Genomic DNA, 15975 nt, shown 5'->3' with positions numbered 1-15975 from the left:
ATAAAAAAAAGAAATATATTATGTAAATAGATAGAAATAAAGATTATTATATATAATGAATGTGTTAATTACATCATTAAATATTGATAAATAAAAAATATTATCTTCATAGAGTTATATGAAATTATAAGCTATTCATAGATAAGAAATAACTATTTGTATGCAAAGGGGTATTATATTAAAATACTATTATTCTTGATAAAGAGGCACGAGATAAAGAGATTGAGCTTGTAACGAATGAGTGTTTGAATACGCACAAAAATTCAAAAAAGCACAACATTTCTATAGCAGAATAATCTTTATCAGTATGAGCGCAACTTATTATAGGCAATTAATTATCCCCATACATTGTAAATCTACTGTAAGACTGCTTTTAATGCTTTAAACTGTACTATTCATAAAATTTATAATATTTGTAGGCTTAAAGCCTCTCATTGTAATCATATATCCTCAGTCTTTTCCATTGTTTTCATTATCTAGAAATTTGTAATCGTCTTTGTTATGCTCCACTAGGATAAGCAGCTTTAAAATGTGCTCGTCCTTCATCCGTAATGGCATCACGCCTCTGTAAACCAGATGTTTTTCTTTCCTTTATTGAATTTGCAAATAAATGGGATTGTTTTTCATCATGAACAGTTACAGAGATTCAACGTTTTTATAAAGATACAGTGGAAAGCATTGACCTGTATCTATTGCATCTAGATTAGGCAAATTCTTAGCTATCAATACAGAAAAAACGCTTCGTGCTCCTATGCCTGTAATTTGTATCATCCTATTTTCAACTTTTTGTCCTATCAGGACTATACGAGGCATTTGGTAAATTCCATCGTTGAGATTCCGATTATAATAAAACCACTGTTGCGTAAAAGGATGATATGAACTCTGAGTGAGGCATGCCTCTTCAAATTCAAAACCTTTCTTCTTATTAGTTCTTGCGTAACATTATAACTCCAACTTATCTTTTTTATATCTAAAGTGACAAAATTATCTACAGCACGTGCACGTGTTGTTCGATCAGCATATGAATAGGTATCGTTAAAACGTTTTACTGCGCTATTATAAAAAGCAATCATATTATTTATATTTGCTGCTCAAGCTCCGCTCTCCAATGTTGCGACAGCTCTTGCACTAAGATGTTTCATCAGAGGTATTTCTACTCCTTTCTTATACATTTTTACCCATACGGCCAGCCCTGCTTATGACGTGCAAGCAAATGATTTTGATTGATTCAAGATAAACAGGTTTGAAATGAGAGAATCTTACGTTATTCGGGATTCTCATTTAATATGCAAAACAGTAAATTATCATTATAAATCAACATCTTGTCTTTCAAAGCCTTTTTATGACTATAAAAAGAGTTTTGAAAAATAAAAAAGCTTTCATTGAGAGCAAAGAAAGAATGTATAAAAAGTATTTTCAATAAAATAATTATATTTGAAGTGCTGATCAAAGCTATTGAGAGTGCAGTCCATAAAATGAGCAGAAGTAGCTTGTTGGTGTATTTTCTAGAAAAATCATGAATGTTCGATTGTTAATTCATCCTTGCTTGGAAAGCTCGCTTCAGTTCAAATAGAAAAAGAGAGAGGTAAAGAGATTTATAGGATAAGATATGCTGGAATTATTCAGTATTAAGATGCAATGAATGTTGCTTATATTTTTCTTTTTTAACTATTTTATGAGAGTGAAAATTTAAATAATAAGAAAATAATTTTATTTATTTTCTTTAAACATTTATTAGTAGATAAAAAATTCTCTTTTAATCTATAAATTAAAAAAATAATGATTTTGTAAAAGCCTTGTAAGCTTTATAGGTTAATTTTAAATATCATGCATTGATTTTGAATTATGCAGATTATTTATGTCAACCATAATAATAGTGAGCATAGACAATGACATTTAATTTTTTCGTCAATTTATTTCTATTTGTTATTTTTTTATTGTTGGTTTCTCAAAGTAAGAAAATGCAATGGAGTCTTTCACTACGTGTTATGCTATGGCTTATCCTTGGCTTGATTTTTGGAAGTGTTTTGCAGTTTATTTATGGAGAGGGTGAAAGCACTTTATTGAAATCCGTTGAATGGTTTAACATTGTCGGTGAGGGCTATATTTTATTGTTGCAAATGATTGTTATGCCACTGGTTTTTATCTCTATCGTTTCAGCAGTTGCTCATTTACATTCTGTTTATGCTGTTGGAAAGATGAGTATAATAACAATTTCAATATTGCTTTTTACAACGGCTCTTTCAGCATTGGTTGGTGTGCTTGTGGTTAATTTTTTTGGATTAACAACCGATGGTTTGGTGCATGAAGGGCAAAATGTTTCTGCTCTTCTTGAAGGTCATATTTCTAAACTTGGAGATATGAATATACCAAAGATGATTTTGTCTATGATTCCTAAAAATCCATTTGCTGAGTTGAGTGGAGCTAAACGTACGTCAATTATTAGTGTTGTGATTTTTGCGTCATTTTTAGGTGCATCGGTTCTTCTTTTAAAGAAAGATGAGCCAGAAAAAGGAGAAAAAGCGCTTTTATTTATTCAAGTGGCACAAGCTTGGATTATGCGGTTAGTCCGTATTGTGATTGCTTTGACGCCTTATGGTATTTTTGCACTTATGACGAAAGTAGGAGCAATATCGCGTATTACAGATATTTTAAATTTACTGGTTTTTATCATTGCCTCTTATGTCGGTATTATTTTAATTTTTGGAATTCATGGTGTATTGCTTGGTATTTCTGGGATTAATCCCTTTCGTTTTTTCAAAAAGGTTTTACCGGTTTTAACATTTGCTTTTAGCAGTCGTTCAAGTGCTGCAAGTATTCCTTTGAATATTGAAGCGCAAACACAGTGGATAGGTGTACCACAATCCATTGCGAGTTTTGCAGCTTCTTTTGGGGCAACAATTGGACAAAATGGTTGTGCTGGTCTTTATCCAGCGATGCTTGCGACCATGATTGCACCCTCTATGGGGATTAATCCTCTTGATCCTACTTGGATTGCTACGCTTATTGGTGTTGTAACGTTGAGTTCTATTGGTGTTGCTGGTGTGGGGGGAGGTGCTATTTTCGCTGCATTGATTGTGTTACCAATTATGGGGCTTCCTGTTACTTTGGTTGCTGTACTTATCTCTATTGAACCGCTAATTGATATGGGACGTACTGCTCTAAACGTGAGCGATTCAATGATAGCTGGAACGGTCACCAGTCAAATATTACGGACAACAGATAAAAGTATTTTTAAAAAATAATTTTAGATTATATTTTTTGGGGCTGTAAAACATCTGTAAGAGATATTTGCGCTGAACCAGGCTGGAGCGGTTTTTGTTGATTGGGATGAGGAGCCCAACCAGAGAGCCAGATGAAAGAAAAATGTGCACGAATACGTCCATCAGGATCACTAAATCGTTGTGCATAGATTTCAGCTGCGCGGAGAAAAAAACGTTTGGATACAGGGCGTCGTGAACGATTTATGAGTGCATTTTGCATTCCCATAGCTTTAAGATCGTGCATAAGGTCGAACATTGTATTATAACGTATTGTGATATCTTCAACGTCTGCTACAGGAAGGGCAAAGCCAATACGCTGTAAAAGAGCGCCTGCATCACGAATGTCGGCAAAAGGGTAGACCCTAGGGCTTGCTCCATCATAAATTTCACTTTCAGCTTGCAGCAGGCTTTCGCGCAATTCTCTTAATGTGCCAGCTCCTGCCATAACAGCAAGAAATAAGCCATCTGGTTTAAGGGTATTTTTTATCTGGCTTAGAACACCAGGGGTATCATTGGTCAATTGTAATGAAAGAAGTGAAACAATAAGGTCACAGTAACTTTGAGGTAAATCAAGAAATTCTCGATGACGTAAATGAAATTTTTTATCATGGCTTTGATAAAGCGGATCGGTCTCAATGCGTTCTATAGAACAAACTTTTCCAGATTTCATTAAAGCTTGCGCAGCAAGGTCTGTATGGCTGTGTAAATCGAGAGCTAATGTAAAGAGGCGATCAACAGTGCTAAGGCGTTTATAGAGATCTTCTGCCATGTGAGAGAGTAAAAAGTCACATCCTTTTTTTGCTTTTTGAAAGGCACGTTTTCGGAATTGTTCAATGCGGTTATGATCAAAAATTAAAGGATGCGACATATTGTAGAACACTTTCGATCTATGAAAGAATATATTTTGAAAAGGTTCATTATTTGTGCAAGCTCTGTCAAGTTTATAATATGAAAGAAATAAATTTATAGAAGGTAAGAGTTTTTAAAGGAATTAAAATTATAAATTGAGGAAATACAAAGGAACTTTTGTTCTAAGGGAAACTTGTAAAAGCCTAAATTTATAATGTTGTATTTTCGAGAAGCGGCGTTAAATAGCGGAGATATACTAAGTAAGTTCGTTGAACGCTTGAAAACGATGCTTTATCCACCAATTTGTCCTGGATGTAAGCAAAATGTTTCTACTTATGGTACGATTTGCTCCGAATGTTGGAAAGAACTTCAATTTATCACGAAACCTTATTGTCCTGTTATGGGGACTCCTTTTGTTTGTGATATGGGGGAAGGTTTTCTTAGTGGTGAAGCACTCCGTAATACTCATCCTTTTTCACGTGTTCGCTCAGTCATTGTTCATAAAGGGCTTGCACGAACTTTAGTAACGCGCTTAAAATATGGTGATCATATAGAATTGGCATCATTTATGGCCAATTGGATGATGTTTGCTGGACGCGAGGTTATTGATGATTGTGATGTTATTATTCCCATTCCATTGCATTTTCGTCGTTTTTGGGAGAGGCGTTATAATCAATCTGCTGAGCTTGCACGTTATATTGCAGCATCACAAAAAAAGCTTTTAAAACCGAGTTGGCTTGTTCGTTGTCGGCATACCCGTCCGCAGGTTAGTCTTTCTTCGAGAGAGAGAAAACTTAACGTAAAAAATGCTTTTAAGGTTTCGCATAAAGTTAAAAAATATCTCAAAGGATGTTCTGTTTTGCTGATTGATGATGTATTTACAACGGGTGCAACAGTTACAGCAGCAGCTGCTGCATTAAAAGATGCAGGTGCACGACAGGTTGATGTGCTAACATTTTCGCGTGTTCTCAAAGAAGATTCTATTTTTCCCTCTTCTTAAGAGGAATTTAAAATGAATATTATTAAAAAATATTGGAGGATAATACTATGAAAGAGATAATAATTTATACACGTCCTGGTTGTCCTTATTGTACAAAAGCACGTGATTTGCTTAATAAAAAAGGCGTAAAGTATACAGATATTGATGCTTCCACATCCCTTCGCCAAGAAATGGTACAGCGTGCAAATGGACGTAATACATTTCCACAAATTTTCATAGGTGATTATCACGTTGGCGGTTGTGATGATCTTTATGCTTTAGAGGCTGAGGGAAAGCTGAATTCTCTATTACAAGGCATATAATATTTGTAAATTACATATTCTTAAGACCGTTTTGCAAGAAGGAGATAGTTAACGCCCATGTCTTTTGAGCGATTCCAGCTGTCGTTTAATGGGTTATAAGTAATACCTATCTCATCAATGACAGTCAGAGCGTTTTTTGATAAGAAATTTTTAAGTTCTAGAGGTTTTAGGAATTTTTTATAATCATGGGTTCCTTTAGGAAGCCAACGTAGAATATATTCAGCGCCTACAATAGCAAGCCCCCATGCTTTCCATGTGCGGTTGAGTGTTGAGACAAACATCAACCCTTGTGGTTTCAACATTTTTGCTGTAGCTGCTATGAAGAGATTAACGTCAGCGACATGTTCAACAACTTCCATATTAAGGATGATATCAAATTTTTCTCCTTCATTGGCAAGTACTTCTGCTGTCGTCGTGCGGTAATCAATGGAAAGGTCATTTTGAGCTGCATGGGTTTTTGCGACTTCAATATTTGTTTGTGCAGCATCAACGCCTACAACCATAGCACCAAGACGTGCCATTGGTTCACATAACAAGCCTCCTCCACAGCCAATATCAAGAATTTTCAAATTGTCAAAGGGCGTAAGTGAAGAAGGGTCACGATTAAACTCTAAACAGATTTTTTCTCTGATGTAAGCAAGGCGTGTTGGGTTAAATTGGTGAAGAGGTCGAAATTTTCCTTGTGGATTCCACCATTCTGTAGCAATACGTGAAAAATGATCAATTTCACTTTGATCAATAGTTGTTTGTGTTTCATCGATCATGTTGCCTTCCTTTTATTTTTAATGATCAGGTCAAGTAGATTTTATACAAAGTCAAGAGAAATTAATATAATCATAATGAAACTTGCACAAATGATAGATATTCGCTATGTCGAGAAAATGGTTAATTGATACAGCATCTAATTCTCATTACTGTTTGAGATAAGAGATGTAAAGGTAAGAGTGTTATTAATGGCGCGCATTGTCATGAAATTTGGTGGAACATCTGTAGCAAACATTGAATGTATTCATAATGTTGCACGGCATGTCAAAAGAGAGGTTGATGCAGGCAATGAGGTAGCCGTTGTCGTATCTGCGATGGCTGGTAAAACAAATGAACTTGTTCAGTGGACAAGTGATGCTTCCTCTATGCATAGAGATGCTCGTGAATATGATGTTGTGGTTGCTTCTGGTGAACAGGTTACTTCAGGTTTGTTGGCTTTGACACTTCAAGAAATGGGGGTGAATGCACGTTCATGGCTTGGTTGGCAAATTCCTATTCATACAGACAATGCGCATGGCCGTGCACGTATTACTAATATTGATGGATCTTTTTTAATCGAGTGTTTTCAGGAAGGTCAGGTTGCCGTTATTGCTGGTTTTCAGGGGTTATCTCCGGATAACCGGATTTCTACCTTAGGGCGTGGGGGATCAGATACAAGTGCTGTTGCTATAGCCGCTGCTGTACAAGCTGATCGCTGTGATATTTATACAGATGTGGATGGTGTGTATACAACGGATCCACGTATAGAGCCGAAAGCGCGTCGTTTACCAAAAGTAGCTTTTGAAGAAATGCTAGAAATGGCTTCTCTTGGTGCAAAGGTTTTACAGGTTCGTTCTGTTGAATTGGCAATGGTTCATAAGGTTCGTACCTTTGTGCGTTCAAGTTTTGAGGATCCTGATGCGTTAGGCATGGAGGATCCAATGAGTTCTTCTGGAACACTTATTTGCGATGAGGATGAAATTGTGGAACAACAAAATGTTACTGGTATTGCTTTTGCTAAGGATGAAGCACAAATTTCCCTTCGGCGGCTTGCTGATCGTCCAGGGATCTCGGCAGCAATTTTTGGTCCCTTGGCTGAAGAACGCATTAATGTTGATATGATTGTGCAAAATATTTCTGAAGATGGCTCAAAAACTGATATGACTTTTACGGTACCATCATCAGATGTAGAAAAAGCCGTTACACTTCTTGAGAAGAATCGCAAAGAAATTGGATTTGATGTTCTCCAATTTGAAAGCGATCTCGCCAAGGTATCTGTGATTGGTATTGGAATGCGTAGTCATGCAGGTGTTGCCGCTACAGCATTTAAGGCTTTGGCTGAAAAGGGTATTAATATTCAAGCAATTACGACCTCAGAAATTAAAATTTCTATTTTGATTGATAGTGCTTACACTGAACTTGCGGTTAGAACATTACATGCTGTTTATGCACTTGATAAGGGATAAGTATTTTTTAGTTTCAACAGAGTTTCAATAACGTAAAGCTTTAATATATAATTAATAATTTTTGTTAAGGATAATTTATATTTTAAACTTAAATGGAATATTTAATACAGCAGAACTCTCTTATTTTAAACTTGTTCATGATGAATTTAAAATGGTCACTTATATATTACAAGAGAAAGATGTTTAGGTAAAAAACTCTGTTTAAGAAGGGATATAAAATATGCCGTCTATAAACGTTTTAGAACCTATAGAGTGGGATGGAGAAGACTTATACGATAAGCCTTAATAGAACTAAGGAACAATGCACTGCGTTTATTCAAAGAATGCATGTTACATGAGGGACAGCCTCGTGAATACAGATTTAATATTATAAATCTTAGAGAAATGGGCGCTCATTGGATTAGTGACGGAATTACCAAAAATAGAATTGATGATGTATTTTCTAGAGATGTTTAGTTTGTCATCAAATGATTGTTTATGACTTTATGTATATCTTGAAAATTTAATTTTTTCCATATTATGAGGCAATAAAAAAATATATCTTTATAGACAATATTTATGTTGCACTATAAGTTATAAAATTACCATATCTTATGCGTTTATAGCTTATTCAGAAGTACTTTTCATAAAATCATGTAAATATAGATCAAAATTAATGATAATGTTACAGTGTGTTGCTTTTATGATTTTATTAATTAAATTTTTTTTCATGTCTATTTCTCTTTTTTGAATTATGATTAAGATTTTCAAAGTTTTGATACCTCCATATGTTCTTTAGGTTAACTTTCTTCCCTTAACTACTCTATTATAAGTATTTTCTGTGTCATACTGCCAATCACACATGAAATACATTCTTTCGTTTTTGCAGTATATTGTGCTAGTTTCTTATCATATTTACATATTTTGCAAATGGTGGTCTTTGTAAGCAAAACTCTTCTTGTATTTTATGTGGCGTTGTATAATTTGAAAGTCTCGAAAATATTGCTTTTTAAATTATCTATGAAGAGTATTTTATGGTATCAAGAAATATAGAGCGAGCTCTTTAAACAAAAAGAAAATAAATATCAAATAAGAGCGAAAAAAGGGGAGAACAACGATATATATGCTCTATTTTTCCACCAATCATATGTTTTAGAATAGTCTAAATGACTAGGATTTTCTTTTTTCCCGCGAGTTAATTACGTAAACTAGAGTGCTCCCTATGGAAGCATGCTTCAAGTTTAATTCTTTCATGGAGTGAGACAAGCGATGTGTCGATGATAAAAAACGGGAATATTTTTCCACTCCATTGTCAATCTAGTAGTAATGTTATGACGTTGTTATTCCAAAAAAATCTTTTGTTTTTTGTTACCTGTATCAATATCTAATATCAGCGTAGATGCATGTTTGACGATATATATTGAGACGGGTAAGAGGACTACGAGCAACTCCTGTTTTTGTATGCCAGATAGGAACAAGGATGTTGCGTATACCTGTTGGGGTAATTTCTGAAATGGAGATAAAACCTAATTGGGGGAGAATATGAAGCCATAAAAGTGAAAACCAACTTCCATTTTACAACTTCCTTTTAATTCTGCTTTACAACTTTCAAAGGGGTTGACAGCAATATCTTTTAAATAATGGATATTACACATTGGTTCACGTTTTTGTTTATTGCGTTATTAAATCATATATGCCTTTCACGTAAAAAAAACGCTATTATAGTGCCAATTTACGCGCTTGTTTTAAAGAAATATTTCTCCCCAAGCCCATTACGGCGTTTGTGGATGGTGTAACGTAAAATTTATTGGGCCCCCATCTCCTTCTTAGATCAAAGGTGTCAGTTGGTCGTCATCATTTAATTTTTAGTTTTCGTGTTGAACAGCTCTTGTATGGATATGATGAAGCATTCTTATTTCTTTCCTCAATAATCCATATTTCTCTTCGGCTTGTGACGTGTAAGCGAATAGTCTTGATTGATTCATCATGTACAGATTTGAAATGAAAAAATCATACGATATTTGAATTTCATTCAAGATTTATAATGATAAATTAAATATTTTTACCCAAAAATAATGTGCTTTTTAAGAAGATAAAATTAAAGTTGTTTAGAATACCGGCAATAAAATCAGTAACGAGGAGGGTGGTTTATTGGAAAAAAATAAACCATGGAATTACTTAACTGATTATTGAACTTTGCTTATTCTTATCTGTTTCGTATAATTAAACATAAGATATTGATTCATAATAATTAATTTTTTCTTTATAGTGAATAATAGTCTCGACGAAAGGCAGCTTTTATGAAACCACGAAGCCTTTTATATTGAAACAATTAAAATTATTTCTGTGCACAACATGAGTGGAGCTGGTGCATGAGTAAAAGAATATTGAAGAAAGGAATAAAATATCTCTTATAAGACTTCTTAAGAGTCAAAGGTGTTTCAACATTAGAAGCTCGTAAATAGTATGATGATGTTAGTTTTCTCCTTTATAAGTGTAAAGATGAGGCGAGACAACAGCTTTTACATTAAATATCGTCCGAACCCAACAAATGAGCGAAATCGCTTTTTAAAAGTTCTGCATAAAAATGTATTTTCAGTTAGTTTGTTAGGAACTATGAGAAATTCCTTTATTGCGCTTAATATAAATAAATCCATATCCCAGACCAATAAGAGCAGATAAACCAGAGCCACAGAGGACCCCAATTTTTGCCGCATCAAGCAGAATAATATCTTTAAAAGCGAGCATTGAAACAAAAATAGACATTGTAAAGCCAATTCCTGCTAAAAAACCAATGAGTAAAACGCCTGTCCAGGTCATATGAGGGGGGAGGCGGCATATCCCTGATTTTACAGCTATATAACTGGCAGTGATAATACCAAGAGGCTTACCGATGAAAAGACCAATGACAACACCCAGAACAATCAAGAATGATTTGTCAGAAGAAAGATCAAAGTTTGCAAAACTTACTCCTGCATTTGCGAAGGCAAAAACTGGCATGATACCGTATGCAACCCATGGATGCAATGCTTTTTGAACACGTGTTACTGGGGCGATCATGGCCCGTTGTCCTTTGCGCATCTTTTTCAATGCTGTTGAAATATGATGCAGATCTGTTTTTGTATTTTTTTCTTGAAGAATTTGCATAGCGTTACTGAGCATGGTGAGTGGCGCTACAAGAGTACGGGTAGGAAGAACGGGAGTCATCATCCCTAAGATTACGCCAGCAAGCGATGGGTGAACGCCTGTTACCATTAAACCCCACCAAATGATTGCACCAGGTAAAATGTAAAGCCATGCTGATGCAAGCCCGATCCACTGAAAAAATAGTACCAAAGCAATACCCGCTCCTGCAATCATTAAACCACTAGGATCAATGTTTGTTGAGTAGAAAAAAGCAATAATAAGAACAGCGATAATATCGTCAATAATTGCTAATGATAGAAGAATAATATGAAGATTAGAAGGAATTTTTTTTCCTAGAAGAGCAAGAATACCTAGAGCAAAGGCAATATCTGTTGCTGTTGGCACAGCCCAACCGCGGATATGTCCTTCGTTAAAATTGAAGATAAAGTAAATAATTGCAGGAACACAAACGCCCCCTATTGCAGCAACAATTGGTAAGATTGCTTGTTTAAAATCGGCAAGAGCACCTTCATGAATTTCGCGTCGAATTTCCATTCCAGCGACGAGAAAGAAAATAGTCATAAGGGCATCATTAACCCAGAAATGTAAATCCCATGAAAGAGTGAAATGACCCAAATTAAAGCCAAGAGGTGTATGCCAAAAAGATTCATAGAAAGCAGCATATTTAGAATTGGCAAAAATAAGTGCAGCAGCAGCAGCTAATAAAAGAACAACACCACTAAGAGCTTCAATATGGAGAAAACGCTCGATAGCAGAAAGCGCTTGATTAGTGACACGAGAAACGCGATTAGGCAGGCGATTTGAAGATAAATCAGACATGAACAACTCCAAGCATCGTCAATTTTAGATTCTATACTCTCTGTATAAATGACTTTGTATGATACCTTCTGTATCATACAAAAGAAAAAAGAGGAATAAAGTTCTTAATTTATAGACAAGATCATCATGTTTAAAGCACAAAATGTTTAACGCGACGCTTCATTTTTAATAGTGAGATGTACTTTGCTTAAAGCCTTAGATAGATCATTTTGTAGAGCAGATTCGAGATCAACTATTGCGAGACCTTTATTATCGTTTGCTTTAATTTTAACGATCAATGTTTGTGGATTTTTAGCAAATTCTCCTAAGGATTTTGAAATTTTTTCTGCTTCGTCATGATTTTTTAGCAGAATTTTTGGGGTCTGCGTCATCATTAGATAGAAATCGTCATAAAGTTCCTTTTTTAGATCATGTTGGCTGTCATTAAGATTTTGCGCAAGATAAGAAAAAAGCTTATCAATGAAACCTGCATCCGTATATTGTATATCAATTTCATTGATGCCAAGGTCTTGAGACGCAGCAATCATTATATTTTTCTGACCAGAAAAAAGCTTTTCATCAACATCAATAACCTTAGCCGATATGTTCCCAGATCCAACGTTTTTCATATTGAAAGACATTGTATCAAGAAAGAGTATACGTTTTTTTTCATCGTAAGAAATATCAATTTTTCCTGAAACATTAAAGCGCTCAAAGTTCAGATTTTTGAAGAAATCTAAGTCTTTTTCATTCATTTTTTTAGGTAAAACGGAAAGGTTATTGAGAGAAAGAAAAAGCTTTTTAGGGATAGGTTGTTTCCACAAACTTGGTTTGAATTGGAATGATTCGAGCGTTGCTTTCAACTGCGGTATATCAACGGTGATATTATCAACTTTGGCATCCGCTGAGGTAATGGCGAGCAGTATGTTTAGAAGAAGACCATTTTGTGCTACTTTTTCGGCGATTTTATTATTCTCTTTTCTTGCATTAAGATAAGCTTTGATTAATTTTTCAGGAGGTTGCTCAAGCGGTTTCATCTTTAAACCAGATGTTTTAAACTGCCCAAGGAAGAAAGAGCTGTTTTTTTCTGCTTCTTCAAAAATATCGACACTTATATTATTCAAAGAAATGGGGCCAGTAACGGTTTTACCTTGATTGAGAGCATTGTTTTTTCCAAAAATGATAGAGTAGGCATAGTTGATGTCGATATCATGGGCTTTTATTGTATCACTTTTAGCCATAAGTTGCATCTGTTTGGCACCATTTGCTACGACCGTTTTAAGATCCATATTTTTGATACTAACTGAATGGATATGGTTATTTCTAAAATCAGAAAGCTGGAAATTCTTGACTTCAACCGTTTCTATTCGGTTATTTTTATTTTCTATAGAAAGTTGTATATTGGGAGCAATAATTGAGGAAAGCTCAATACGCATCATTGATTGTAAAAGACGTGATGTTATCGTTCTATCTTTTTCTTTTAAGGATACATTCCGAAGAGAAATTTGGGGAATTTGCACATGAATATTATTATGCTTTAAATCAACATTATAAAATGAAAAAGTTCCGGGAATAAAGGAAAGGGGAGGACGGGCAGAAATGGCACCAATTCTAAGTGATGTACCAGCTGGAACAGGTAATGTCACATTCTTCAAATTGATTTTACCTAGAATGCTTACTTCAGATGTTCGGGCTTTTATACCACGACGGGCTATTTCTTGTTTTACAAAACTGTCAAGATAGGGTTTTGCGATATAAAATCCACCAACAATTATAATTGCCAAGATAGCAACAAATCCAATAATACAAGTGAGCCAATATCTGAGGTTACTTTGATACCCACTATTAAGATTGACCATTCTTTCTTCTTTCATTTTTATCACTCTTTGAATTGAGAGTGAAGATAAATTCTTTTAAGCAACGACAAAGGTTTAAATATAGCGTGTACCAGTTTCAACAATTATCTACTCTCTATATTAGAGTTATTCTCATCTTTTTTGCAATATAGCTTTATCAACTTTTATCAATTTTCTTTGAGTTTAGCTCTTTATAGAAAAGAACGCATAATAAGGAGAGGTAAGTTTATGCGCATCATAATTTTTTATCACTTTAAAATTATCCTAAAATATTCCGATGTCTGCTTTTATCTTGCTGCTGTTTATAGGAATATTTAAAACATAAAAAATATGTTCTTGTTCATTATAATTTAATGGGGAGAGGTAAGTGTTATGACAGAAAATCAAATAATGGCTTTTTCGATCATTGGTCTCATGATGGTTGTTTTTATTTGGGATCGATTTCGTTATGATCTTGTTGCTATTTGTACATTATTAATAGCTTGTGCCCTTGGTCTTGTCAGTCCGAAGGAAGCTTTTAGCGGTTTTAGTAATGATATCGTTATTATCGTGGGGAGTGTGTTTGTTGTCAGTACGGCTGTATCGCGCTCTGGTATAATGGAGTTTATTATTCAACGGATATGGCCAGACGTGAAATCTGTGCGTCTTCAATTAGCCTTTTTAGTTCTTTCTGTTGTCGTATTATCAATGTTTGTTAAAAATATTGGTGCTTTGGCTATTATGCTTCCGATAGCTTTTCAGTTTGCACGTCGTTCTCAGGTTTCTCCTTCTGTCTTTTTGATGCCCATGGCCTTTGGTTCTTTGTTGGGGGGGCTTATGACACAGATAGGAACATCTCCCAATGTTGTTATTTCAGCGATGCAAGAACGTTTAGCCGGAACACCTTTTACTATGTTTGATTTTACACCAGTTGGTGCGGTTATTGCGACGGCTGGTGTTTTATATTTGGTTCTTTTTTATTGGCTTTTGCCTGTGCGTGTACGTTCAGGTGTATCGTTTGATGATGCCATTGATATTCGTAATTATGTTGCAGAAGTGCATATTCCAATAAATTCACCGATTGTGGGAAAAAATATTGTTGATTTGGTTAAGCCATCAAGTGGTGATGTTATGGTGATTCAAATCATCAGAAACAAAGTATCTATTTCACCGTTACCAGATTTTGTTTTGTCTGAAAATGATATTATTTTGCTGGAAGGGTCGCATACAGGGTTAGATAGCGTGATGAACTCTGCTCGTTTAGAGTTTTCTAAGGGGCGAACTATTGCTGCAGGTGATAAGGACAGTGACATCGATATTATTGAAGCAGTCATCACCCATAATTCACCCCTTATTGGTATTAGTGCGAAAGAGTTTTCCCTATTTGATCACTATAATGTAAATCTGCTTGCGTTAAGTCGTCAACATGAAAGGGTGCGGGGAAGACTTGATGATATTATTTTCCATCTTGGCGATGTGATTGTTTTGCAAGGACAGGATGCAGTTATTCCAAATTTGTTAAGAGAATTGAAATGCCTGCCCCTAGCAAAACGAAATATTGTGTTTGGAAATTTACGACATGGTTTCATCTCTTTAGCTGTTTTATTTATAGCAATTATTTTTACAGCTTTTCATATTGTTCCCGTTGCGTTTTCTTTTTTTTCTGCTGCTGCTGCAATGGTTATCTTTCGCGTTTTGCCCGCGCGTGATCTGTATCAGGCATTAGATGGCCAAATATTAGTACTATTAGCGGCTCTTATTCCAGTGAGTGAAGCGTTAGAGAAAACAGGATGTACGGATCTCATTGGTCAATGGCTGAGCCAATTGGCAATATTTTTCCCACCATCTGGTGCCTTAGCACTTATGTTGGTGACAGCTATGTTGGTCACGCCATTTTTGAATAATGCAGCAACAGTGATGATGGTAGCACCAATTGCGTCAAGTTTTGCTCATTCCCTTCATTATAAGCCTGAAGCTTTTTTGATGGCTGTTGCAATTGGTGCGGGTTGTGAGTTTCTTACACCTATTGGACATCAAAGTAATATGCTCGTGATGGCGCCAGGAGGATATCGTTTTAGTGATTATCCACGTTTGGGTGCTCCATTGGCGGTGTTGATCGTTATTATTGCTGTTCCAATGCTTATGTGGGTTTGGCCCTTACAATAGGATATTTTAAAAAACTTTAAGGATCAATTATAAAAAGTTGTTAATCGCATGAAGATAAGCTGAAGGGATACACTTTGTATATAGAACTTTAACTGAAGATTTGGAATTATACCACACTTTAATCATGGCGCTTCGGTATTTTTGATACAGATAAGATTTATCTATTTGGTTTTAGTAGGTATTCGTGGAAATTTACTGTTTATTCAAGTTTTTTCAAGAATTGGTTTTTCTATTATAATTGTATAATCCAATACAACCAACGATTGCGGTTGAAGACTTCAAAAGATTATCCCTCTATATAATGGGGAGAAAGTTCGCTTGAGATGATAGGCAATCATGATAAATATTAAGGCAGTGAATTTTTCATAAGACTCAATATATGTAAAAGCTGTAATGTGAACAAACAGGGTGCTTACATCATTTTCG

The 15975-nt window shown here is 35.1% G+C and carries 9 protein-coding genes and 1 pseudogene; 5 read left to right on the top strand and 5 right to left on the bottom strand.

Going from position 1 to position 15975, the window contains the following annotated elements:
- Window positions 1-636 precede the first annotated feature (636 nt).
- Window positions 637-867, bottom strand: a pseudogene (locus ACFIO5_RS05785) (type ISP restriction/modification enzyme); the annotation flags it as partial.
- 1022 nt (window positions 868-1889) lie between these two features.
- Here ACFIO5_RS05785 and ACFIO5_RS05780 point away from each other — a divergent pair.
- Window positions 1890-3245, top strand: coding sequence for an L-cystine transporter (locus ACFIO5_RS05780; RefSeq protein ID WP_375612078.1), 1356 nt, complete (start codon window positions 1890-1892; stop codon window positions 3243-3245).
- 7 nt (window positions 3246-3252) lie between these two features.
- Here the strand turns inward: ACFIO5_RS05780 and ACFIO5_RS05775 are convergent, their stop codons facing one another.
- Window positions 3253-4131 carry a class I SAM-dependent methyltransferase gene (locus ACFIO5_RS05775; protein ID WP_375655207.1) on the bottom strand — a complete coding sequence of 293 codons (879 nt, stop codon included), beginning with the start codon at window positions 4129-4131 and terminating at the stop codon, window positions 3253-3255.
- A 195-nt stretch (window positions 4132-4326) separates the two neighbouring features.
- On the opposite strand from ACFIO5_RS05775, the gene ACFIO5_RS05770 reads away from it, so the two are divergent.
- Together ACFIO5_RS05770 and grxC are read left to right on the top strand one after the other, a co-directional pair.
- Window positions 4327-5112 (top strand): ComF family protein, encoded by a 786-nt coding sequence (locus ACFIO5_RS05770; protein ID WP_375634703.1) that lies wholly within the window; start codon window positions 4327-4329, stop codon window positions 5110-5112.
- A gap of 47 nt (window positions 5113-5159) precedes the next feature.
- The gene (gene grxC / locus ACFIO5_RS05765; RefSeq protein ID WP_375618441.1) at window positions 5160-5414 is read left to right on the top strand and encodes a glutaredoxin 3; all 255 of its coding nucleotides are present in this window, start codon (window positions 5160-5162) and stop codon (window positions 5412-5414) included.
- 20 nt (window positions 5415-5434) lie between these two features.
- Here grxC and ubiG read toward each other — a convergent pair whose 3' ends face one another.
- Window positions 5435-6178, bottom strand: coding sequence for a bifunctional 2-polyprenyl-6-hydroxyphenol methylase/3-demethylubiquinol 3-O-methyltransferase UbiG (gene ubiG / locus ACFIO5_RS05760; protein WP_375633543.1), 744 nt, complete (start codon window positions 6176-6178; stop codon window positions 5435-5437).
- 189 nt (window positions 6179-6367) lie between these two features.
- On the opposite strand from ubiG, the gene ACFIO5_RS05755 reads away from it, so the two are divergent.
- Entirely contained in the window at window positions 6368-7624 is a 1257-nt protein-coding gene (locus tag ACFIO5_RS05755; RefSeq protein WP_375633544.1) for an aspartate kinase, read from the top strand.
- A gap of 2586 nt (window positions 7625-10210) precedes the next feature.
- Here ACFIO5_RS05755 and nhaA read toward each other — a convergent pair.
- Complete coding sequence (gene nhaA / locus ACFIO5_RS05750; RefSeq protein ID WP_375636598.1) at window positions 10211-11569, bottom strand: Na+/H+ antiporter NhaA; 1359 nt, start codon at window positions 11567-11569, stop codon at window positions 10211-10213.
- Between the two features lie 146 nt (window positions 11570-11715).
- Window positions 11716-13422 carry an aq_1923 C-terminal domain gene (locus ACFIO5_RS05745; protein WP_375705148.1) on the bottom strand — a complete coding sequence of 569 codons (1707 nt, stop codon included), beginning with the start codon at window positions 13420-13422 and terminating at the stop codon, window positions 11716-11718.
- A 354-nt stretch (window positions 13423-13776) separates the two neighbouring features.
- On the opposite strand from ACFIO5_RS05745, the gene ACFIO5_RS05740 reads away from it, so the two are divergent.
- A complete protein-coding gene (locus ACFIO5_RS05740) occupies window positions 13777-15549 on the top strand; it encodes an SLC13 family permease (RefSeq protein WP_375634700.1) in 1773 nt (590 codons plus the stop codon).
- Window positions 15550-15975 lie beyond the last annotated feature (426 nt).

It is taken from the genome of Bartonella sp. AA86SXKL, assembly GCF_042196885.1.
The sequence above is the reverse complement of the archived record's forward strand: the minus strand, read 5'-3'. Positions and strand labels throughout refer to the sequence as shown.